Source organism: Pseudomonas sp. TWP3-1, from assembly GCF_049896625.1.
Lineage (GTDB): Bacteria > Pseudomonadota > Gammaproteobacteria > Pseudomonadales > Pseudomonadaceae > Aquipseudomonas.
Genome location: NZ_JAFCUQ010000001.1, coordinates 490,106 through 510,294 on the forward strand (window position 1 = coordinate 490,106; position 20,189 = coordinate 510,294).

The following is a 20,189-nucleotide window of genomic DNA, read 5'->3' on the forward strand; positions in this document are numbered from 1 at the left end:
CAGCTTCCACTTTTAAGGATGATCCCGGCATGGCCACGCTCGACACCTCCCTGCAAGACAGCGCCGCGCCCGACGGTGTTTGCTACGGCTGCGGCAGCAGCAACCCGCACGGTTTGCACATCAAGAGTTTCTGGCACAAAGACGGCGTGCACGTCATCGCCGAACACATTCCTGACGCGCAATTCTGCGGCTGGCCGGATCTGGTCTATGGCGGCTTGATCGCGATGCTGGTCGACTGCCATTCGAACTGGACGGCAATGGCCTACCACTACCGCGCCGAACAGCGCGACGTCGAAAGCCTGCCACGCATCAACTGCGTCACTGGCAACCTCGGCATCAAGTTCATCAAGCCGACGCCGATGGGCGTGCCGCTGACGCTGAAAGCCAAAGTCGAGGGAGAAGTCGGACGCAAGACGCGGGTGATTTGCGAGGTGTATGCCGGAGAGGTGCTGACAGCCGTGGGTGATTCGGTGTTTGTGCGCGTCGATACCGAACAACTGGCAGCCGCCGCGCATGGCCGCAAGGACGATCAATGAATATCAGGCTGATCAGTATCCTGCTGATCATCGCCATCAGCCTGGCGGTGATCGGCGGGCTGCACTGGTTGATAGACGGCCCCATGCTGATCATCGCGCAAGCACAAGTCGAGGATGCGTCTTCGGATCTGATCATCGAAATCCTGCTGAGCGTTGCTGCGCACTCGGCGGCAGTCGCGCTCATACCGCTGGTGTTGGCGTTCTTCAGACAGACAGTCGCAAGTTATGTCGTATTCATCCTGCTGCTGGCGTTCGATATCCAGATCCTCACTGGCCTCAATGCGCTCGGCGTGGCGGTGGCCGGATTGATGATCGTGGCAGTGGCCTATGGCGTAATCACAAAAACCGCAAACCTGATGCGCTACCTGCGCGCAAAGTGAAATGTCGACGTGCCGTGTAGGAGCTGACGAGTGCACGGCATTTGCGTGGTGGCGACTTTGAGCAGCGTCATGGCTCAAGCCTCCAATGGCCAGGCCGGCTGCTGCTGGGTGATGCAATGCACACCGCCGCCGCCATGCGCAAGATGGTTGATCTGCACCGGCACCACTTCGCGACCGGGGAAGGCTTTGGCCAGGGTTTCTGCGGCGATGTGGTCGGCCTCGATGCCGTACGCCGGCATGATGATCGCGCCGTTGGCGATGTAGAAATTGGTGTACGAAGCACAGAAAACTTCGGCTTCGCTGTCCACCGCATCGGACGCTTCAAACAGTTCGATCAGTTCGAACTTGCGGCCCTGAGCATCGGTGGCCAGTTCCAGCGCGCGGCGGTTTTCCCGGGCGACTTCGGCGTACACCGAGCTACGATCGTGAGTGGCATCCACCAACAACACGCCGGGACGGGCGAAGGCGCAGACGCCATCGACGTGGCCGTCGGTCATGTCGCCGGTCACGTAGTCCGGGTCGCCGGGCAGCCAGATGGTTTTCTTCACGCCGAGCAGACGGCTGAAGATGTCTTCCATCTCGGCTTTGCTCACGCCGGGGTTGCGGTTGGGGTTGAGCAGCACCGATTCGGTGGTGATCAACGTGCCTTGGCCATCAACGTGAATCGCTCCGCCCTCGTTACTCAGCGCCGTGCCGAAGCATTCCAGCTGCAAATGATTGAGTGCACGGCGCGCCAGGCTTTCATCCAGATCGTGCGCGGATTTGCCGCCCCAGGCGTTGAAGCGCCAGCTCACCCCAGCCAAACCATGCTGCGGATGGCAGATAAAGCTTGGGCCGGAGTCGCGGCACCAACTGTCATTGACCGCCAGCGGGATCAGTTCGATGTTCGGCCCGCACAGGGCTTTGGCACTGGCCAACGCCGATGGATCGACCACCAGTTTCACCGGTTCAAACCGCGCGATGGCGTTGGCCACACGGGCGAAATCTTCCTGCACTTGCGGCAAAGTCACGCGCCAGCCCGACTCCCACAACGCCTGATTGTGTGGCCATACCATCCACGTCGCGGCGTGTTTTACCCACTCTGCCGGCATCATCCAACCGCTGTTGTTATTGTTCTGTTGGTGCATGCTAAAAGCCTCGTCAGTTAAGCCGTTGTGTTCAGTCAAATCCGCCTGTGCGGGATTGATGTGTATGCTACGGTCGGCAAAACCGGCGAACAAACGATGGATTTAGCGGACAAATGATTAGCGGAGCTTATCGATCATGCTTAAACACTGGCCACCCCTGAGTTCCCTGCGCGGCTTCGAAGCGGCCGCGCGGCTGGGCAGTTTTCACAAGGCTGCCGACGAGTTGAGCCTGACTCAATCTGCGATCAGCCAGCAGATCCGCAGCCTTGAGGCGTATCTGGAGCAACCGCTGTTTCATCGCAGCGGCCGCAGCGTCGCCCTGACCGACGCCGGCCATGATTTGCTCAGCACTACGCAGGCGATGTTGCAGCAACTGGCGGTCGGCATCCGCCGGCTCGGCCAATATCAGAAGCCCAATCAACTGGTGCTCAACACCACGCCCGCGTTCGCCCGTCATTGGTTGTTGCCACGACTGGGCGAGTTTCGCCGCCAGCATCCGGATGTCGATCTGTGGATTTTCAGCACCGATGAAGTGCCGGACATGGCCACGCAAACCATCGATCTGGCGGTGCGTGACGACATCAGTTCGCAGGCTGAATGCAGCTTCAACGTGCTGCATGCGGATCGGCTATATCCGGCCTGTCACCCGAGCCTTTTACAGTTGCCCGCACAGCAGCGCACCACGCTGCACGGCGAGCGGGAAATGGACTGGAGTCATTGGGCGGTCGAAGCCGGGATCGATGTCGGCCAGCAGGATCAGGGTCTGAATTTTTCCGATCCGGGTTTGTTGCTGGATGCGGCTTGCGGCGGACTCGGCATCGCTTTGGTCAGCCAGTTGCTCAGCCGTCAGGCCCGGGAAAATGGCCTGCTGCAACCTTTGGTCGAGGACACCATTCGCGGGCCGAACTGGGCGCTGCTGACCCACCGCGACAGCGAGCATGACCCGATGGCGCGCAGTTTCACCGAGTGGCTGCTGAGTAACCTGGCCGATGCATGACCGGCGCATGCCGCGCCATCACCTCGGCAACCCAGTCGATGAACACCCGCAGTTTCAGGCTGATATGGCGGTTCGGCGGATAGGCGATGTACAGCGGCATCGGATCGAGTTGCCAGTCTTCGAACAGGGGCACCAGATCGCCGCGCGCCTCATGAGCTCCGGACATGTACTTGGGTAGCCAGAGCACGCCCAGCCCGGCGAGGCCGGCTGATAGATAAGCGTTGCCGTCATCCACCGCCAGCACGTGACGACCTTTGATTTGCAGGTTTTCGCTGTGATTGTGCAGCGCGTACGGCACCGGTTTACCGGTGCGCGCCCAGAGGAACCCGACCACGCGATGATGCGAGTCTTCCAGCTCTCGCGGATGCAACGGCGTGCCGGCGCGCTTGAGGTAACTCGGCGCGGCGAACACGCCGAGTTGCAGATCAGCCACACGCCGCGCCATCAACGATTGGTCGAGCAACTCACCGCCGCGTACCACGCAATCGACGTTCTCATCGATGATGTCGACGATGCGGTCGCTGACGCCCATGTCGATCTGAATATCCGGATAGCGCGCGCAGAATTCCGGCAGCGCCGGCACCAGAATCAGATTGGCCAGCGGACTCGGTACATCAACCCGCAGGCGCCCCTTGGGCTGCGCCGATGCGCCGGACAGGCTGGTGTCGGCATCGTCCATCTCGGCGAGGATTCTGATCACTCGCTCGTAATACGCCGCACCGTCGGCCGTGGCGTTGACCTTGCGCGTGGTGCGGTTGAGCAACTTCACTCGCAGGCGCGCCTCCAGTTGCTGCACCAAGTGCGTCACGGTGGTCTTGCTCATGTGCAGGGTGTCGGCGGCTTTGGTGAAACTGCCCGCCTCCACTACTCTGGCAAAAGCCTGCATCGCGTCAAAACGGTCCATATCCAACCCCTGAATGCGGTTCGATTGTTTGGGATTTCCAAACAGTGAGCGCCAAGGTTGCTGGTTTATCGCGCGGATGCAAGCCCCTAAAGTCTTCTCAACACCTTGAAGGAGACTCCCCATGACGCTTTCTACAACAAAACGCGACGTAGTTTTTCCACCCGGCCGTCAGGCTCTTTATGAACGTAACCGTTACTCGCCGGCCGTGCGCTCCAACGGTTTTCTGTTCGTCTCCGGGCAAGTCGGCAGTCATGAAGACGGCTCGCCGGAACCTGATCTGCAACAACAAGTGCGCCTGGCGTTCACCAACCTCAATGCAATCCTCGGCGCCGCCGGTTGCAGTTTCGACGATGTGGTGGACGTGACCGTGTTCATGGTCGATCCGCAATCGACGTTCGAAACCATTTGGGAAGTGGTGCCGGAGTTCTGGGGCGAGGCGCCGTTTCCGAACATCACCGCGGTGGGTGTGACTTGGCTTTATGGCTTTCAGTTCGAGATCAAAGTCATCGCGAGACTGCCCGAGGAATAATCAGCGGGCACAGACTCCCCGGCAAAAAACTCGAACTCGCGTGCCGTCGCTGTATCCAACGTTTAAGCCAACGGAGGAATTCAACATGAACAGCGACGACAACCAAACCCAGGCCAGCGATGCATCCGGCAAACCGGTGAATGTAGTTGAGCGCGATCTGCGGGACCCGGACGATGACACCCGCACCGTGGATGAGGTGATTACGCCCACCTCCATTCGTACCAAAGAGCAGGAAGCCGAGGAGTTGCAGCGCAAAACCGCAGAAATCGAACGCAAGGTTGCCGATGGCAATTGACCGGTGGGGGCCGCGTTACGGCCCCTTTTTGCATCCTCAAGTGTCTGAAAATGCGGTATTTGAGCCGGCCCTGGAAATAAGTAGCTGTTTTTCTTCAAATTTATTCATCTCAGGGCTTCACAGATGGCAAGAACGCTGGTAAATTGCCGCCCACTCGAGCAGAGGCCCACACAGGGCTGACAGCAACGGTTACAGGGGCGTCGCCAAGCGGTAAGGCAGCAGGTTTTGATCCTGCCATGCGTTGGTTCAAATCCAGCCGCCCCTGCCATTTTTTTCCTCGTTTCACCCTCCTCCAGCTTTCCCTCGTCTTATCCTCTGTTTACTTCTTCTTGTTTACGTAATTACTTCATCGTTTAAAACATTCGCCAAAAATTCAAAAGCTCGCAGCGTGCCGCAGCGCCTACACATTCATCTGTAGGATCTGCGGCACGCTGCGAGCTTTTTTGCGTCCAAAAAAAGCCCCGCACTTGGCGGGGCAAAAAATTGGTTGGTTGCGGCCAACCAAAGGAGCATCTTCAGAAATCTTCCTCAGCCAGCGCTGACCAGCGACTTGAGCGAATCATCGAACTGTTTCAGTGCAGTCAGTTGCAGATCCCGCTGCTGGGCGATCTGCGCGGCAATTTCGGGGGCAGCCTTGTTGTGCACCCAGACCGAAGGCATCTGTTTCTCGACCGCACCTTCGGCCTTGCCGATGTATTGCAGATCGGCGTCGTAGAACCTTGCGGCAAACCGCGCTTCGACCTGGCTGTTGCGCTGGGTCAGCAAGCGGTTATGCGTGTCGAGCATCACCACCACGTCCGGGTGCGCCTGCACCAGTGCATCGAGGTTGTCGTAGACGGTCACCGAGAGAAACTGCTGTTGCAACGAACTGGTCAGCCAGTCGATCGCCAGTTCCGGATCGGAGCTGTCAATAAAGGCCTCGCGAATCCGGGCATCGAGCGCGTCTTTGGCGCCGTTCACCGCCACATCGTGGTAGCGCTCAAGGTATTGCAGATCGTCCAGGGTGTTGTCGCTGTACAGCACGCCGACCGTTTGCGAATGCTGGAGTGCGGCACTGCTGGCGGTGATCGGCAACAAGTGACACGACTGAGCGTTATCGGCGTAAACCGCCGTTGCAGACATCCCGCTCATCAGCAGGGCAATTGCAGCCAGTCGGGTCATGATGTTCATCGCGCAATTCCTTCAGCAGCGTTTTCGATGGAGCCAAGTTTGTGCCCATCGCCGACAAAGCAGAACTCGCGATTCTTGATGATCACTATTGCTTGAACCAATAGTTACCCCACGTGCAGACTGCGAGACAGTCGATAACAAGCCAAACAATCCTGGGGGGAATACCCATGCGAACCTTTGATCTGATCCGCGATGCCGTCCTGCCCGAATATCGTGAGCGGGTTGCTGAGTATCTGGTGGAATACGAAAGCGTGCTGCTCAATGACGCCGCGGATGCGGGACTGGTGCCGGCGATGGCAAATCAATTGCGTGGTTATCTGCGCGGTTTGAACACCACGCGTGTGTTGGGCATGGCCGACTGGGAAGAGCTGGATCGACGGGTCAAGGAAACCTGGCTCTGACAACGCCTGTGCGGCAAGCATTCTCAGCCTGTTGCTTATTCCATAAGTGTTGTGCGCGAGGTTTTTTAATCTTTTATAGCGATCATCAGCGCGTTTTATAATTTTGTTAATTCAAAACAACACTAAGGACGTTTCATGCCTCGACATTTGATACTGGCAGCGCTGTTCATTGCAGTCGCCGGTTGTGTCACACCCCCGCCCGCCTCCGTTCATACCAAAGACCCCGCCAGCTCGACCTTGCAAGGCGATGCCACGCGTCCGGCGCAGGCGCAGTGGATTCGCACCGAGCTGTATTTCTCGGTGGGGTCGCTGGATGGCAAGGAAGGAGTGGTCAGCCCGGCGCGCTGGCGCGAGTTTCTTGATCAGGAGGTCACGTCGCGGTTTCCCGACGGTTTCAGCGTGCTGGATGCTTACGGCCAGTGGCGCGACCACGGGGCAAAAGAGCCCGAGCGGCTGGCGACCAAGGTCATCGTGATCCTGCATGAAAACAGCCCGAAGAATGCGAGCAATATTGAGGCGATTCGTCTGGCTTATAAGCGTGTGACTGGGGATTTGTCGGTGCTGCGGTTGTCGCAACCTGCTGAGGTGTCGTTCTGATTGCCGTCCGTGGCGGGCGAACTCAGAAGCCGTAAGTAGCGCGGGCGTAGTAATACGCACCGTTGGTGCCGATCGGCGACAGCGCGTCGTACGGCAGGTTGCCGCCGTAGTTGATCGCGGAGTTGGAGCGATCCGGGTAGTTGTCGGTCAGGTTGTTGCCGCCGACGGCGAGGTTGAATTTCGGGGTGAATTTGTATTCCACCTCGGCATCCAGTTGCCATACCGCACCGTAGGTTTGCTCAGGTTGCGAGTCGCCAAAGTCGAACACACGGGTAGCCTCGCCTTGGCGCGTCAGACGTCCGAGCAAGCCCCAATGTTCGCTGGCCCAGTTCGCCGAGAACACGAAGCGATCCTTGGGTGCGGCGTCGGTCAGGGTGTTGGTTTCTTCGACGCCGACCAGCGCGTCGGTGCCAATCCCCAATGCAGTCAGTTGCGACGGTGTGCCTTTGGTACTGGTGACTTTGGTGTGGTTGTAGGTGTACGCAGTCGTCAGGCCAAGCTGCCCTGCGTAGAACGGCTGGTGATAGTTGAGCACCAGTTCGGCGCCATGGGTGCTGGTGTCGGCGGCGTTGGTGAAGAAGTTCACGTCGTGCACACCGGCCACGCCGTAGTTGTCGTTGATGAAGGTTTCCAGGGCGTCGCTGCCGATGCGCTGGGACAGGGTGATGCGGTCTTTGACGTCGATACGGAACACGTCCAGCGACGCATCGAAGCGTTCGTTGAACTGGAATGTCAGGCCGAGGCTGTAGTTCTTCGAAGTCTCCGGATCGAGCTTTTCCGCGCCCAGCGCACGGGCAATCGGATCGTTGACCGACAGCACGCGAATGTCGGTCAGGGTGCCGCCGTCGCCGAAGTTGCTGGTGGTGTTCTGGAAACCACTTTGCGCCAGCGACGGCGCGCGGAAGTTGTTCGACACCGCGCCGCGCGCCGCCCATTGCTCGGTCAATTTGTAGCGGCCACTGAGTTTGCCGGTGAGTCCGCTGCCAGCGTCGTCGTAATGCTCCCAGCGCGTCGCGCCGTCGACGAACAAGCGGTCGGTGAGATCACCGGACAACTCGGCGTATGTGCCGAACACGTTGCGATCCAGATCCGACTCTTCACTCGGGCGCAGACCGTTGGCGCCGTCCGCACCGGTGCCGATATACGAAGCCTCGTCGCCGGCAAACGTCAGGTAGTTTTCATAGCGATATTCGCCGCCCACTGCCAGCACGAACGAGCGTCCGCCAAGGCGCAGTTCGCGGCTGAAATCGAGGTTGGAGGTGGTCTGGCGCAGCTCATAATCACCCGTGTCAAAACGCGTTGGCGAGTCTGCACCGAGGCTGACGTTCAGCGTGCGCCGCGTCGCCCCGTCAAAGCGGTTGCGCCCGTGAGTGACGCTGCTGTCGAAGTCCCAATCATCGCCAATAAAGCCTTTGAAACCGGCGGTGGCCGAGATATCGGTGTTGTCGCCCAGCGACTGCGGCAGGTAGCCGTTGGGATAGAACTGCGGTTGCTCGGACGGGTAGCGATAGAACTCGGCGCCGGTGGTATGACGCTCGTTGTAAGTGCCGAAGCTGTAGGCTTTACCGCCGGCCAGCGGCAGCTCGCCGTTGAACCAGGCGTTGACGTCGCGCGCAATGCCGTCGCCCATCACGTAGTTGCGCTGGCCGGGCGTATCGGCGAAACCGTCGAAACCGGCGCGGTTGGTCGGGTTGCGATCCTTGTATTCGGTACCGCCACGAATGAAGCCGCCGTCCTCGCCCAGACGCGTGCCGATCTTGGCGGTGGTCATGCTGTTCTGGCCGTCGGTGGTGGTTTTGCCGATGGCGTCCTGATGGGTGTGATAGGCGCCGTAACTGGTGGTCACTTCACCGCCCTCGGGCGCGTCGTCGAGGATGATGTTGATCACCCCGGCAATCGCATCGGAGCCATATTGCGCGCCCGCGCCGTCACGCAAAACTTCGATGCGCTTGATCGCGCTGATCGGTATCGAGTTAAAGTCCACTGGCGCTGTGCCGCGACCGATTTTCGATGAGTCGTTGACCACTGCCGAAGTGTGGCGGCGCTTGCCGTTGACCAGCACCAGCACCTGATCCGGGCTCATGCCGCGCAGTTGCGCGGCGCGTACGTGGTCGGCGCCACCGGAGTTGGACTGGCGCGGAAAGCTGAACGACGGCAACAGCGTCTGCAACGCCTGGCCGAGCTCACCGCCACTGGCACCAGCGGACTTCAAGTCTTCAGCAGTCAGCACGTCCACCGGCACTGGCGAATCGAGCACAGTGCGCGCGGTGCCGCGGGTGCCGGTGACCAGCACGGTACCCAACCGTGTGTCATCGTCGACGCGCGCCGCAGAGTCTTCGGCTTGCGCAGGCAGTTGCCAGATCGCACTAATAACAGCGATAGCGAGTAATGATCGCGAACGGTGAATCATGCAAGAGCTCCTTGAATCGCAGCTAATAGTCGGCCGTTGTCGCTCCGTAAGCGGGCGACAATTCGTGCACGGCAATGTCTGCTGTAGTTTTGATGTGTTGAATAAAAGCGAAAGTTCTTAAACAACTATCGAGTGGTGAAACGCTGTAACCAAAAAGTCAGTAAATGCCCCAGATAGCGATCCTAGACGAGCCGCCGCTTGACGCCAAAGAACCAATAACGCTTAGGTTATGCCCGGCGCACAGATTGTTGGTTGAGCAACAGCTATGTTTGCGGAACAACACAAAAGATCAAACAATCATTAACTAACGCGGACGCAACCATGCTTCGCACTAGTTGTGCCAAGGCAGTCTTTCCGAAAGTATTTAAACCACAATTCCGCTTGTGCGAGCGGGTCAGGGAAAGCGGTGTGTCGGCTAAGGATAAGTTGGATTTACCGGCCTCATCGCAGGCAAGCCCGCGATGGCGGTGCGTCAGGCACCGGGAAAAGTCAGTTCGCCACAGGAATCCACGACGCCCGCGCGACGTTGGCGGTGTCACCGAACGCAGGCAGTTTCTGCCCTAAATCGCGTACGTTTTTCACGTCCAGATCGAGCAACTGCTGACGCGTGATCAGGGTTGGCGGCACCAGCACCTGGTGGCCAGGATTTTCCCCCGCGATCAACATCGCCAGACTGCGTACGCTGATCGCCCCGGCCACTTGCGGGTTGACCGCTGCCGTCGCGGCCCAGGCGCTGTTCGGTTCTTTCATGATCTGGATATCCGCGGTGGAAATGTCGGCGCTGTAGATTTTCACCTTGCTGCTCAGTCCCGCCTCATCGACAGCGATTTTCGCGCCTTTGGCAAACTCGTCGAACGGCGCAAAGATCACGCTGATCCCCGGATTGGCGCGCAACACGGCGCTGGCCTGATCGGCGACCGAGTTGGCAATCGGCGGATTCAGCGTGCCGAAACGCGCCTTCTCGATGATCCCCGGATTGGCCGCTTTGACCTGACTCCAGATATCGTCGCGACGCTCCATCGGCGTAAAACCGCTGATGTATACATAGCCGGCGTCGAAACGCGTGCCGTTGTCTTTGACTGCCTGATCCAGCGCCAACCGCGCCAGAGCGTGGTGATCCTGCTCGACCTGTGTGACTTGCGCGTTGTTCAGATCGACGTCGAACGCCACAACCTTGATGCCTTTGGCGATGGCCCGGTCAATCGGGCCTTTCAGGGTTTCCGCCAGGCCCAGTTGAACGATGATTCCGTCCACACCCAGCTCGGCGGCCTGATCGATCATCTCGCCCTGACTGGCCGCCTGTTGCCGCGCATCGAATACCCGCAGGTTGGCGCCGAGGGCTTCGGTCTGTTTCTCCACGCCGCGCAGATAGGCTTCGGGGAAATCCCCGGAGAACAGATAGCCGACCAAGGCAATTTGCACCTCGCCTTTATCGAACGGCGCCGGAGCGCCGGGCAAGGCCTTGGCCTGAGCATTGAGGGCCAGCGCCGAGAGCAAAGCGGCGCTGAGGCAATGGCGTGCGAACTGTTTGATTGAACCGTGCATACATCTTCCCTGGAGCAAAGTTGAACCGGCTCAGCGCGCCCGATGCGCGAGGCCGAAGGTGAACATCAGGGCCAGCACCAACACCAGTCCCTTGACGAAATCCTGCGCGTAATACGGCGCGTTGAGCATGGTCAGACCGTTGAGCAACGCGGCCACCAACAGCGCGCCGACCAGCGTGCCGAAGGCATTGGGCTTCTTCGCGCCGAGCACCGCAAAACCGATCAGCGCAGCGCCCAGGGCATCCAGCACCAGACCGTTGCCGGAGCTGACATCGCCGCGCCCCAGTCGCGCCGCCAACAGCAAACCGCCCAACGACGCGAGCAGCGCCGAGAGCACGTAAGCCAGCAGTTTGAAGCGCTGCACCGGCGCACCGGCCAGCCGCGCGGCCTGCTCGTTGCCGCCAATCGCATAGAACAAGCGACCGATGCGCGTGCGCTCAAGAAACAACCACACCGCCAGCGCAACCACAGCGGTGACCAGCACCGGAATCGGCACCACCTCCCACAGGCGCCCGCGACCGAGGGCCAGAAATGTCGCACTGAAGGCCCCTTCGGCTTCATCGCCATTGGGCAGCGTCATGCCGACCGCAATCGAGCGCCCGCCCGTGGGAATCAACTGCACGCCGATCACCAGAAACATGCTGCCCAGCGTCGCGAGAATGTCCGGCACGCGCATCTGCACAATCAGCCAGCCGTTGAGCAGCCCGACCAGAGCGCCACCCGCGAGGCTGATCAACACCGCTGGCACCGCGCCCCAGCCGAGCACGACCATCACGTAACTGGCGATCATCAGGCTCATCGCCGCCACCGCGCCAATCGACAGATCGAGCCCACCCACGGCCATGGTCAGCGTCACGCCCAGTGCCAGCAACGCGACAATCGATACCGACTGCAAGATGCTGAACAGATTGCCCACGCGCAGAAACGCAGGTTCGGCAACACTGAAAAACACCACGATCAGCGCCAACACCCAGAGCAAGCCGTAACGGATCAGCGCCTGCAAAAAGCGCTCGGTGATCGGCGGGGCTGTCGACAACAGCGAACTTGAATCAGGCACTCGCTCTACTCCTTGGCGCGGCGTGAACATTGGAATTTTCTACATCGTTGCCGGCGACTGCGGCGACCAGCGTGGCGCGGCTCAGTCCGGCGCGCGGGTATTCGGCGACTACCGCGTGATCGCGTACCAGCAAGATGCGGTCGGCAATTTCCAGCGCTTCATCGACATCGGCGCAGATCACCAACGTCGCGCGGCCAGCGGCACTGTCGCGCAACAACTCGCCGATCTCGCGCCGGGCACGCACGTCGACGCCCTGAAACGGCTCATCGAGAATCAACACCCGCCCTTCCCCGAGCAACCAGCGGCCGAGCACGACTTTCTGTTGGTTACCGCCGGACAACGCGCTCATTGGCACATCGATGCCGGACGTCTTGATTCCCAACGCCGCCACTTGCGCTTCGACCGCCGCTGCTTCAGCGCGATTGCGAATGAAACCGCCGCGAGTGAAACGTTCGAGAAATGGCAGCGTCAGCGTGCGCCGCAGCGAGAAATCCGGCACCAGCGATTGGCTGGCGCGGTCTTCGGCGGCGAGAAATACGCCGCTTTGAATGGCCTGCCGTGGTGAACCCGGCTGCCATTCGACACCATCCAGCAGCAGACTGCCGGCCGCCGCTATGCGCAGGCCAAACAGCACCTCGGCAATTTCGCTTTTACCGGCGCCGAGCAATCCGGTCAGCACCACCACTTCGCCTTCGTGCAGGCTCAGATCAAAGGCTGAAGAACGCGGCAGGATTTGCGCGCCACGCAGTCTCAGCACCTCGCGCCCGGCAGGTCGCGGCGTGTAGACATGCACCTCCAGCGAGTGCCCGAGCATGGCTTCCACCGCTTCCGGCAACTGCCGAGCGCTGAACTCACCCGCGAGTTTGCCGTCACGCAGGACGATGGCGCGATCCGCGACCCGTTGCAGATCGGACAAACGATGAGAAATGTACAGAATCGCCACGCCACGGCTGCGCAGCGTGTCGATCAGCCCGAACAGCCGCTGCGCCTCGGCATCCGACAGAGCTGCCGTCGGTTCATCGAGAATCAGCAGACGCGGTTGCAAAGCGAAGGCTCGCGCCAGCACCACCAGTTGCCGTTCAGCCTGGCCCAAGTGTTCAATCGGTTGCTCCAGCGGCAACACAAGGCCAAGACCGGCGGCGATATTCGCCGCGCGTTCCAGCAGTTTCTTGCGATTGAGCCAAAAGCCCGCATCCGGCCGGCACAGCTCATCGAGCAGCAGGTTCTCGGCCACGCTCAGTCCCGGCGCGATGCCGTCGTTGATCTGCTGATGCACCGCGACAATCCCGACTCGGCGCGCCGACAGCGGCGAGCTGAAATGCCGTGCCTGACCGTCCACCCACAGCTCCCCGCCATCAGCACTCTGACTGCCGGCGAGGATCTTCACCAGCGTCGATTTGCCCGCCCCGTTGGCGCCGAGCAACGCCACCACTTCAGCGGGATAAATCTGCAGGCTGACCGCATCCAGCGCGCGGTTCGAGCCGAAGCTCTTGCTCAGTTCATGCACACGAATCAGCGGCGCGGATGCCACGGAGACAGGCCCACTCATAAAATTCCTTAACGTCGATGAGCCAGCGAACGTACCAGCCGATCGCCCAGGCTTTGCACGCCCTGAACGAGGATGACCAGCACCACCACAGTGGCGACCATCACTTGATTGTTGAAGCGTTGATAACCGTAGCGAATCGCCAGATCGCCGAGCCCGCCGCCGCCAATCACACCGGCCATCGACGAGAAGCCGATCAGCATCACCAGCGTCAGCGTGATACCCGCGAGCAATGCCGGCAGCGCTTCAGGCAGCAGCACTTTGAAAATCACATGGCGCAGGTCACCGCCCATCGCGAGGATGGCTTCGATGCGGCCCTTGTCGACCTCATCCAGCGCGTTTTCGACGATCCGCGCGAAGAACGGAAAGGCGCCAATGGTGATCGGCACCACAGCGGCGGTGCTACCCAAAGTGGTGCCGACTACAAGGCGAGTCAGCGGGATCAGGGCAATCAGCATCACCACAAACGGCATCGAACGGCCGAGATTGACCACCGCGCCCAACCCCGCATTCAGCCGGGGCATCGGGTACAGGCCAGTGCGGCGGCTGATGAACAGCAATACGCCCAGCGGCAAACCGATCAGCAGCGTGAACAGCCCGGCCAACAACACCATGTACAGGGTTTCGCCGGTCGCATTGAGTACCAGTTGCAGGATTTCATCCCAGTTGATCGTGCGGTTCATGAGTGCGCCGCCCGTACGCCGTATTGTTTGAGGAAGCTCAAACCGGGTGCGTCGTGGCCCAGCGGCAACCCGCAACTCGGCCTGAGTGAGCGACCGAGCGCAGAATTCGGATCAGCGAGTAATTTGGCCACCGGCCCGGCTTCGACCAATCGTCCATTCGCCATCGAAGCTGCGTGGTCGCAGACCGACTTGACCACGTCCAGCTCATGGGTGATCAGCACGATGGTCAGGCCAAGTTGGCGGTTGATGTCGCTGAGCAGTTCGAGAATCGAGGCGGTGGTTTCCGGATCGAGGGCACTGGTGGCCTCGTCCGAGAGCAGATACGCCGGGCGTGCGGCCAATGCGCGGGCGATGCCAACGCGCTGCTTTTGCCCGCCGGACAATTGCGAGGGAAACGCCAGCGCCTTGTCGCTCAGGCCGACCAGATCGAGCAACTCGCGCACCCGTTGCTGACGCTGGGGTTTGGCGACCTTGCCGATCTCCAGCGGCACCGCGATGTTGTCGAACACGTTGCGCGAATGCAGCAGATTGAAGCCCTGAAAGATCATGCCGATGCGCTGGCGCTGCTGGCGCAGGTCGCTGTCGGACAGCGCGGCGAGGTCTACTCCATCGAGCAGAATCCGCCCGCAGTCCGGGCGTTCGAGCAAATTGAGGCAGCGCAGCAGCGTCGATTTACCGGCGCCGCTGCGTCCGAGAATCCCGTAAACCGCACCATCGGGAATGCTCAGCGACACTTGATCCAGCGCCGGTAACGAGGCTGACGGATAGGTCTTGCTCAACTGCTCGACGATGATCATGGCTGGGCGTCCACGACCGGAATCACCGAGCCTTTGAAGTTCTCGCTGATGTATTTGGCCACTTGCGGTGAAGTCAGGTCCTTGGCCAGTTGCTGGATGCGCGGATCGTTCTGCAACTGCGGCGTGGTCACCAGAATGTTCGCGTACGGATTGTGCTCGGCCTTCTCCAGCCCCAGCGCATCCTTGGCCGGCACCAGACCCGCCTCCAGCGCGTAGTTGCCGTTGATCACCGCCAGATCGACGTCATCCAGTGCGCGGGGGATTTGCGGCGATTCGATCTCGAGAATTTTCAGGCGTTTCGGGTTTTCGGCGATGTCCTTGGGCGTGGCCTGATCGGCGGCCGGGTCGTTGAACCCGGGTTTGAGTTTGATCAGGCCGTTGTCCTGCAAAAGGTATAACGCGCGGCTCAGATTGGTGACGTTATTCGGCACAGCAACCGTGCCTTTATCCGGCACTTGGGCAAAGTCTGTGTGGCGCCGGGAGTAAATTCCCAGCGGCTCAATGTGTACCGTGGCGGCCACTGCGAGTTTTTCGCCGAGGGCTTGTTCCTGGGATTTCAGGTACGGCAGATGCTGGAAGTAATTGGCATCGACGTCGCCGTGCACCAGCAATTCGTTGGAGTTCACTCCATTGGGGATTTCGATGACTTTCAGGTTCAGTTGCGGGTCGATTTTCTGGATGTACGCCAGGATTTGCGCGTGGGGCACGGGGTCGGCAGCAACGCGCAATGGCTCCAGCGCAAGCGCATTGCAGGATGTCAGCAGCGCGCCGACGATGGCCAGGGTCAATCCGGTTTTCTTCAGCATGGCGAGCATCCTTCAGATCAGGCGCTGAGCGCTTTGAGGGTGTGCGGGATCAACGCGTCGGCGTAAAACCGTTGGGCGACATCCGGATGCGAGCGCAAACGGCCCTTGAGGTAATTCCAGCCGACATCACGCAACAGCGGATTGTGCGGATCACTCGCCGGGCCACGCGCTTCGCGCAACAGCACGCTCGGCAACGGGTACAGCGGCACCACCGCATCGAGTTGTGCACCAAGGAAAAACGCGATCGACAAGCGCTCGACACCCTCCGGCGGCGACTGCACCCGGTGCACGGTGGCGCGCAGATAACCGTTGGTGGCCAGCTCCAGCAATTCGCCGATGTTCACCACCAAGGTGTTGTCGCGCGGCAGCGCATCGATCCAGCGGCCCTCTTCGATTTCGACTTGCAGACCGGCCTGTTGGTCTTGCAACAGGAAGCTGAGGAAACCGGAATCCTTGTGCGCGCCAACGCCCTGATTGCTCGCCTCGGATGACTGACCTGGATAGCGCATCAGCTTGATGTGTTCGTTGGGTTTGTCGCCGTACAAGCGGTCGAAGGCGTTTGGCGGCAACGACAGGGCTTCAGCGAAGGCGCGCAGCAGGCGCAGGGACATTTGCGTCATGGCTTGCTGCCAATCGAGCAGCAGCGGTTTGATTTGCGGCAACGAACCTGGCCATTGATTGGGGCCTTGCAAGCGCGCCCACAGCGGACTGTGCGGATTGAGTGGCAAGACCTCACGCTCGGCACCGAGATCGAATTGCTCACGCTGATCGGGTTTGCCGCGCGTGATCTCTGATGCCGCACGGTTATAGCCACGAAAATGCGGCGAGTTGATCATACCGACGGCGATTTTTTCGCTGTCCGGCAGGGCGAAGAACTGGCGGGCGTGGTCTTGCACCTGGCGCAGCAGATCCGCGTCGATGCCGTGACCAGTCAGATAGAAAAAGCCGACATCGCGCGCGGCGTGGCGCAGGTCGGCGAGGAAGCGTTGGCGCTGCGAGTCGGAGCCATCCAGCAGGGACAGGTCGAGGATCGGTAACGCGGAAATATCTGAGGTGTGCGGCATGATTCACTCCCATGTGAATCAAACCTGAAGAGCCTGATGATCGATTCAGCGTGCGCCGTCATGGCAATCGGGAGGTCTGTCGGTTTGATGCTTTCGATTCGTTTGTGAGGACAAAACTAAACGATATTAAAAACATCGGGGAAATATCATTTTTGCATTAGCTTAGCTCCGATGCACGCTCACCCTGTAGGAACTGCCCTCAAAGCAAACTCCATGAAACCCCGACATACATCGCCATGCCCTCCCCCGGCGTCGACCTTGCGGCATCCAGACCTTTGTCGTCATAACCCGGCGTGACGGTAGCGGCGTAGTGCTTGTCGGTCAGGTTGCGCATGTCCAGCCAGGTTTGCCAGTCGCCCTTGGGCGCGTTGTAGCCCAGCGTGGCGCCGAATGTCGCGTACGGATCGGCGTAGTAGCTGTTGGCGTAATCCACCGCGACTTTGGACACCAGTTGCGTGTTGACGGCGGCGAAGAAGCCTTGCGGGAAGTCGTAGCGCAATTCGCCTTGGTAGTAATGCATCGGTAGGCCCGGCAGGCGGTTGTCGCCGAAGCGCTGGTCGTCGCGGTAGTGGAAGTCGCTGAAGGTGTAAGCCTGGCGCAGGCTGAGCTTGCCGCCATCCTTCGCTGACCACAGGTTGCTTTGCAGGCTGGCTTCAACGCCTTGGTGCACGGTCGGGCTGGCGTTGAGTTCGTAGGGCGTGGTGGCGTTGGCGTCGGGCAGCACCGAGAGCAATTCGTGGCGTACCTGAGCGTAGTACCACGCCAGGCTCCATTCGCCGATTACGCTGTCGCCGCGACCGCCAAGTTCAAGGGTGGTCGCGGTCTGGTTTTGCAGCTCGATCGGATCGCGTTGCGCGCCGGTGGCGACGCCGCTACCTATTGGAAAGCGAACGTTAGAGCTGTAGATCAGCGACCACGGATGCGGCGCTTCGACCGAGCGGCTGAGGTTGCCGAACAGTTGCAGATCGGGTGTCAGTTGGTAGCGCAGGCCCAGACGCGGTGCGTAATCCCAGTCGTTCATGCTGGTTTTACCGCCACTTTGCGGGTAGGTCACGGCGCTTTCGCGGCGGGTGTAGATAGCGGCGAGGCCGGTGGTCAGCCACAGGTCGTCGGCGATTTCCAGGTCATTGCCAAAGTGCAGGACAGTGTCCGAGCCTTGATAGGTGAAATTGCGAATAGGCGTGCCCGGCGCGTAGCCGGCGGTGTTGCCGGTGGGGATCCGCACCAGTTCGCTGGCGCCGGCATTCGGCAGGTGTTTGGTGACGCGCAGGCCGACGGTGCTGCGGCTTTCGAGGCCCCAAAGCGTGTCGCGACGCTTGTAGTCGAAGGTGCCGCTGACATCGCTGTAGGCGACTTTCAGACGGTTCGGGCCTTCGCGCAAATCCATCGGATAGTCATGATAGACAAGCCCGGTCTGGATGCTTGAATCGTCATCGATGTAGTACGTGGTTTTGTTGCCGATGAAGGTGCTACCCGGCTGATCGCGGCTGTCGTCACGCGAGACGTAAGCCGGGTTGGCGGAGCGCGGTGTGTGTTCGATCGAGTTTTTGGTTACGCGCCCGGCAAGGTCGTTTTCGGTCTCGCGGTGGCGGATGTAGAAACGCGTTTCCAGGTTCGGATTGAAGCGATAACCGAAGTTGGCGATCACGCCCTGGCTCTGGCTGGCGGTGTGATCCTGATAACCGTCAGAGCGCGCATCAGTCACGGCCAGGTAGTAATCGAAATCACCGAGTACTTGGCCGGAACTGATCTGCCGTTGCTGGTAACCGTGGCTGCCGGTTGCGTAGCGCACTTGCAAACGCGGTGCGTCGTAGCCGGTGTGGCTGACGTAATCGACCGCCCCGCCCAACGCCAGTGCGCCTCGGTCGAAACCGTTAGCGCCGCGCAGCACCTCCACATGGTCGAGCCATAGCGGTTCAAGCAACTCATACGGCGTGCCACCTGGCCCGGTCAGCGGCAGTCCGTCGAGCATCGTGTACAAGCCCGAAGCATGCGCGCCGGGTGCGCGGTTGATGCCCGAGCCTCGGATCGAAATCTTTACCCCTTCATTGCCCGCCGACTGCGCGTAGACGCCCGGCTGATAAGCCAGCACGTCCTGGTTGCTCGCGACTTTACCCTGCAACGGGCGGCGCATATCGACCAGATTGGTGCCACCGGCAACCTGATCCAGCCGCACTTTTGCATCCTCGACCGCCTGATCTGCGCCGCTGGTTTCCTCGGCGCCGATCAGCACTTGGCCCAACTCCATGCTCTGGGCGTCAGCCATGGCCGGACAGGCAAGGGCCAGCCCCAACAATGCAGTGGGCAGGGATTTGGACGCGGGCATCGAGAAACTCCAGACATACGAGAACGGGCAATGAGAACTGCGACGTATGAAAGGACGAACGCAACACATGAGAATTTGCTTTGGCCGACCGCCAAACCTGCACAAATCTTCTAAACGGCTATTGGCAAAGCGCGGTAATTTAGCCAGCCAACCGCTTCAACGCCCCAGGAGCCTTGCGTGGACAAACGCAGCTGGATTGATCTGTCTCAGGATGCCGAAACCGGGATTGAATCGATTCGCGCGCATTTTCAGGGGCATGCCTACGATCCGCACTGGCACGACAGTTTTCTGGTGGGCGTCACCGAGCAAGGCGTGCAGCAGTTCAATTGCCGCCGGGTGCGCCATCTGAGCACGCTGGGCAAAGTGTTCATGCTCGAACCGGGGGAAATCCACGACGGGCATGCGCCGACCGAGGACGGTTTCACCTATTCGATGCTGTATCTCGATCCGCACTGGCTGGAGCGCGAACTGCACGCGTTGTTCGAGAATGCGCCGAGCAACAGTCAGCCGGGTTTTGCCGACACCTTGAGTCAGGACCCGCGCCTGAGCGTCGCGATCAATCTGGCGTTTCGCGCGTTGCATGAGGGCGATTTGCGCATCGTGCGGCAGAGCGCTGTCGACAATTTGCTCGGCGCGCTGACTGGCCACCTCGATTGGCGCAAGCGCCAGACTGTCGATCCGCGCCTGCCGCTGGTGGCGCAAGTGGCGCGCGATTATCTGCATGCGCATGCCTTCGAGGACATCGGACTGGATGACCTGGCACTCGCTTGCGGGGTTGATCGCTTTCGTCTGACGCGCGCCTTCAAGTCAGCCTTCGGGCTGGCGCCGCATGCGTATCTGATCCAACTGCGACTGGCCAAGGCCCGACAATTGCTGGCGCGCGGCGAGTCGCCGGCGCAGGTCGCGAGCGCCCTCGGGTTTGCCGATCAAAGCCATCTTGGACGCTGGTTTCGCCGTGCCTACCACCTCACCCCGGCGGATTACCGCAAGCGCTGCTCAAACCTTCCAGACTGAATCGTC

The 20,189-nt window shown here is 60.4% G+C and carries 20 protein-coding genes and 1 tRNA gene; 9 read left to right on the forward strand and 12 right to left on the reverse strand.

Annotated elements, in window-relative coordinates; translation table 11 throughout:
- Positions 1–29: 29 nt before the first annotated feature.
- Together ACP7BN_RS02305 and ACP7BN_RS02310 are read left to right on the forward strand one after the other, a co-directional pair.
- On the forward strand, positions 30–536 hold the full coding sequence (locus ACP7BN_RS02305) for a PaaI family thioesterase (protein ID WP_426201278.1): 507 nt from the start codon (positions 30–32) through the stop codon (positions 534–536).
- Complete coding sequence (locus ACP7BN_RS02310; protein WP_426201280.1) at positions 533–916, forward strand: hypothetical protein; 384 nt, start codon at positions 533–535, stop codon at positions 914–916. The genes ACP7BN_RS02305 and ACP7BN_RS02310 overlap by 4 nt, the downstream gene beginning before the upstream one ends.
- Before the next feature lie 74 nt (positions 917–990).
- Here ACP7BN_RS02310 and ACP7BN_RS02315 read toward each other — a convergent pair whose 3' ends face one another.
- Positions 991–2,043 carry an agmatine deiminase family protein gene (locus ACP7BN_RS02315; protein ID WP_426201282.1) on the reverse strand — a complete coding sequence of 351 codons (1,053 nt, stop codon included), beginning with the start codon at positions 2,041–2,043 and terminating at the stop codon, positions 991–993.
- Between the two features lie 136 nt (positions 2,044–2,179).
- Between ACP7BN_RS02315 and ACP7BN_RS02320 the strand changes: the two genes are divergently transcribed.
- Positions 2,180–3,040: a LysR substrate-binding domain-containing protein gene (locus tag ACP7BN_RS02320; protein ID WP_426201284.1), complete on the forward strand. Its 861-nt coding sequence runs from the start codon at positions 2,180–2,182 to the stop codon at positions 3,038–3,040.
- Here ACP7BN_RS02320 and ACP7BN_RS02325 read toward each other — a convergent pair.
- Complete coding sequence (locus tag ACP7BN_RS02325) at positions 3,003–3,944, reverse strand: LysR family transcriptional regulator (protein ID WP_426201285.1); 942 nt, start codon at positions 3,942–3,944, stop codon at positions 3,003–3,005. The two genes, ACP7BN_RS02320 and ACP7BN_RS02325, sit on opposite strands and share 38 nt — an antisense overlap.
- Before the next feature lie 121 nt (positions 3,945–4,065).
- Here ACP7BN_RS02325 and ACP7BN_RS02330 point away from each other — a divergent pair, with 121 nt between their 5' ends.
- From ACP7BN_RS02330 to ACP7BN_RS02340, 3 genes are all read left to right on the forward strand, one after another.
- The gene (locus ACP7BN_RS02330) at positions 4,066–4,473 is read left to right on the forward strand and encodes a RidA family protein (protein ID WP_426201287.1); all 408 of its coding nucleotides are present in this window, start codon (positions 4,066–4,068) and stop codon (positions 4,471–4,473) included.
- A gap of 85 nt (positions 4,474–4,558) precedes the next feature.
- Positions 4,559–4,768, forward strand: a complete 210-nt coding sequence (locus ACP7BN_RS02335) for a hypothetical protein (protein ID WP_426201289.1) — start codon at positions 4,559–4,561, stop codon at positions 4,766–4,768.
- A 193-nt stretch (positions 4,769–4,961) separates the two neighbouring features.
- Positions 4,962–5,036 (forward strand) — tRNA-Gln (locus tag ACP7BN_RS02340).
- 260 nt (positions 5,037–5,296) lie between these two features.
- Here ACP7BN_RS02340 and ACP7BN_RS02345 read toward each other — a convergent pair.
- Positions 5,297–5,938: an ATPase gene (locus ACP7BN_RS02345; protein WP_426201291.1), complete on the reverse strand. Its 642-nt coding sequence runs from the start codon at positions 5,936–5,938 to the stop codon at positions 5,297–5,299.
- 167 nt (positions 5,939–6,105) lie between these two features.
- Here ACP7BN_RS02345 and ACP7BN_RS02350 point away from each other — a divergent pair, with 167 nt between their 5' ends.
- Positions 6,106–6,339, forward strand: a complete 234-nt coding sequence (locus ACP7BN_RS02350; protein WP_426201293.1) for a hypothetical protein — start codon at positions 6,106–6,108, stop codon at positions 6,337–6,339.
- A gap of 135 nt (positions 6,340–6,474) precedes the next feature.
- Positions 6,475–6,936: a DUF3574 domain-containing protein gene (locus ACP7BN_RS02355; RefSeq protein ID WP_426201295.1), complete on the forward strand. Its 462-nt coding sequence runs from the start codon at positions 6,475–6,477 to the stop codon at positions 6,934–6,936.
- Positions 6,937–6,958: 22 nt separating this feature from the next.
- On the opposite strand, the gene ACP7BN_RS02360 is transcribed toward ACP7BN_RS02355, so the two are convergent.
- The 9 genes from ACP7BN_RS02360 to ACP7BN_RS02400 all read right to left on the reverse strand — a co-directional run bounded on the left by ACP7BN_RS02360 (position 6,959) and on the right by ACP7BN_RS02400 (position 19,169).
- Positions 6,959–9,346 carry a TonB-dependent receptor plug domain-containing protein gene (locus tag ACP7BN_RS02360; protein ID WP_426201296.1) on the reverse strand — a complete coding sequence of 796 codons (2,388 nt, stop codon included), beginning with the start codon at positions 9,344–9,346 and terminating at the stop codon, positions 6,959–6,961.
- 489 nt (positions 9,347–9,835) lie between these two features.
- Positions 9,836–10,891, reverse strand: coding sequence for a substrate-binding domain-containing protein (locus tag ACP7BN_RS02365; protein WP_426201298.1), 1,056 nt, complete (start codon positions 10,889–10,891; stop codon positions 9,836–9,838).
- 30 nt (positions 10,892–10,921) lie between these two features.
- Positions 10,922–11,947, reverse strand: coding sequence for an ABC transporter permease (locus ACP7BN_RS02370; protein ID WP_426201300.1), 1,026 nt, complete (start codon positions 11,945–11,947; stop codon positions 10,922–10,924).
- Positions 11,940–13,496, reverse strand: coding sequence for a sugar ABC transporter ATP-binding protein (locus tag ACP7BN_RS02375; RefSeq protein WP_426201302.1), 1,557 nt, complete (start codon positions 13,494–13,496; stop codon positions 11,940–11,942). Before ACP7BN_RS02375 ends, ACP7BN_RS02370 begins: the two co-directional genes overlap by 8 nt.
- 8 nt (positions 13,497–13,504) lie before the next feature.
- The gene (locus ACP7BN_RS02380) at positions 13,505–14,176 is read right to left on the reverse strand and encodes a methionine ABC transporter permease (RefSeq protein WP_426201304.1); all 672 of its coding nucleotides are present in this window, start codon (positions 14,174–14,176) and stop codon (positions 13,505–13,507) included.
- Entirely contained in the window at positions 14,173–14,973 is an 801-nt protein-coding gene (locus ACP7BN_RS02385) for a methionine ABC transporter ATP-binding protein (protein ID WP_426201305.1), read from the reverse strand. Before ACP7BN_RS02385 ends, ACP7BN_RS02380 begins: the two co-directional genes overlap by 4 nt.
- Positions 14,970–15,779 (reverse strand): MetQ/NlpA family ABC transporter substrate-binding protein, encoded by an 810-nt coding sequence (locus ACP7BN_RS02390; protein WP_426201307.1) that lies wholly within the window; start codon positions 15,777–15,779, stop codon positions 14,970–14,972. Before ACP7BN_RS02390 ends, ACP7BN_RS02385 begins: the two co-directional genes overlap by 4 nt.
- 17 nt (positions 15,780–15,796) lie before the next feature.
- The gene (locus ACP7BN_RS02395; RefSeq protein ID WP_426201309.1) at positions 15,797–16,843 is read right to left on the reverse strand and encodes an isopenicillin N synthase family dioxygenase; all 1,047 of its coding nucleotides are present in this window, start codon (positions 16,841–16,843) and stop codon (positions 15,797–15,799) included.
- 199 nt (positions 16,844–17,042) lie between these two features.
- Positions 17,043–19,169 carry a TonB-dependent receptor family protein gene (locus tag ACP7BN_RS02400; protein ID WP_426201311.1) on the reverse strand — a complete coding sequence of 709 codons (2,127 nt, stop codon included), beginning with the start codon at positions 19,167–19,169 and terminating at the stop codon, positions 17,043–17,045.
- A gap of 177 nt (positions 19,170–19,346) precedes the next feature.
- On the opposite strand from ACP7BN_RS02400, the gene ACP7BN_RS02405 reads away from it, so the two are divergent.
- Positions 19,347–20,183 (forward strand): AraC family transcriptional regulator, encoded by an 837-nt coding sequence (locus tag ACP7BN_RS02405; RefSeq protein ID WP_426201313.1) that lies wholly within the window; start codon positions 19,347–19,349, stop codon positions 20,181–20,183.
- The last annotated feature ends 6 nt before the right edge of the window (positions 20,184–20,189 follow it).

Bases quoted from the DNA above. Each gene is read 5' to 3' on its own strand.
- ACP7BN_RS02325 (WP_426201285.1), bottom strand. From the start codon at position 3,944: ATGGACCGTTTTGACGCGATGCAGGCTTTTGCCAGAGTAGTGGAGGCG.
- ACP7BN_RS02315 (WP_426201282.1), bottom strand. From the start codon at position 2,043: ATGCACCAACAGAACAATAACAACAGCGGTTGGATGATGCCGGCAGAG.
- ACP7BN_RS02395 (WP_426201309.1), bottom strand. From the start codon at position 16,843: ATGCCGCACACCTCAGATATTTCCGCGTTACCGATCCTCGACCTGTCC.
- ACP7BN_RS02320 (WP_426201284.1), top strand. From the start codon at position 2,180: ATGCTTAAACACTGGCCACCCCTGAGTTCCCTGCGCGGCTTCGAAGCG.
- ACP7BN_RS02335 (WP_426201289.1), top strand. From the start codon at position 4,559: ATGAACAGCGACGACAACCAAACCCAGGCCAGCGATGCATCCGGCAAA.
- ACP7BN_RS02380 (WP_426201304.1), bottom strand. From the start codon at position 14,176: ATGAACCGCACGATCAACTGGGATGAAATCCTGCAACTGGTACTCAAT.
- ACP7BN_RS02310 (WP_426201280.1), top strand. From the start codon at position 533: ATGAATATCAGGCTGATCAGTATCCTGCTGATCATCGCCATCAGCCTG.
- ACP7BN_RS02365 (WP_426201298.1), bottom strand. From the start codon at position 10,891: ATGCACGGTTCAATCAAACAGTTCGCACGCCATTGCCTCAGCGCCGCT.
- ACP7BN_RS02400 (WP_426201311.1), bottom strand. From the start codon at position 19,169: ATGCCCGCGTCCAAATCCCTGCCCACTGCATTGTTGGGGCTGGCCCTT.
- ACP7BN_RS02375 (WP_426201302.1), bottom strand. From the start codon at position 13,496: ATGAGTGGGCCTGTCTCCGTGGCATCCGCGCCGCTGATTCGTGTGCAT.
- ACP7BN_RS02355 (WP_426201295.1), top strand. From the start codon at position 6,475: ATGCCTCGACATTTGATACTGGCAGCGCTGTTCATTGCAGTCGCCGGT.
- ACP7BN_RS02385 (WP_426201305.1), bottom strand. From the start codon at position 14,973: ATGATCATCGTCGAGCAGTTGAGCAAGACCTATCCGTCAGCCTCGTTA.
- ACP7BN_RS02360 (WP_426201296.1), bottom strand. From the start codon at position 9,346: ATGATTCACCGTTCGCGATCATTACTCGCTATCGCTGTTATTAGTGCG.
- ACP7BN_RS02330 (WP_426201287.1), top strand. From the start codon at position 4,066: ATGACGCTTTCTACAACAAAACGCGACGTAGTTTTTCCACCCGGCCGT.
- ACP7BN_RS02345 (WP_426201291.1), bottom strand. From the start codon at position 5,938: ATGAACATCATGACCCGACTGGCTGCAATTGCCCTGCTGATGAGCGGG.
- ACP7BN_RS02350 (WP_426201293.1), top strand. From the start codon at position 6,106: ATGCGAACCTTTGATCTGATCCGCGATGCCGTCCTGCCCGAATATCGT.
- ACP7BN_RS02305 (WP_426201278.1), top strand. From the start codon at position 30: ATGGCCACGCTCGACACCTCCCTGCAAGACAGCGCCGCGCCCGACGGT.
- ACP7BN_RS02390 (WP_426201307.1), bottom strand. From the start codon at position 15,779: ATGCTGAAGAAAACCGGATTGACCCTGGCCATCGTCGGCGCGCTGCTG.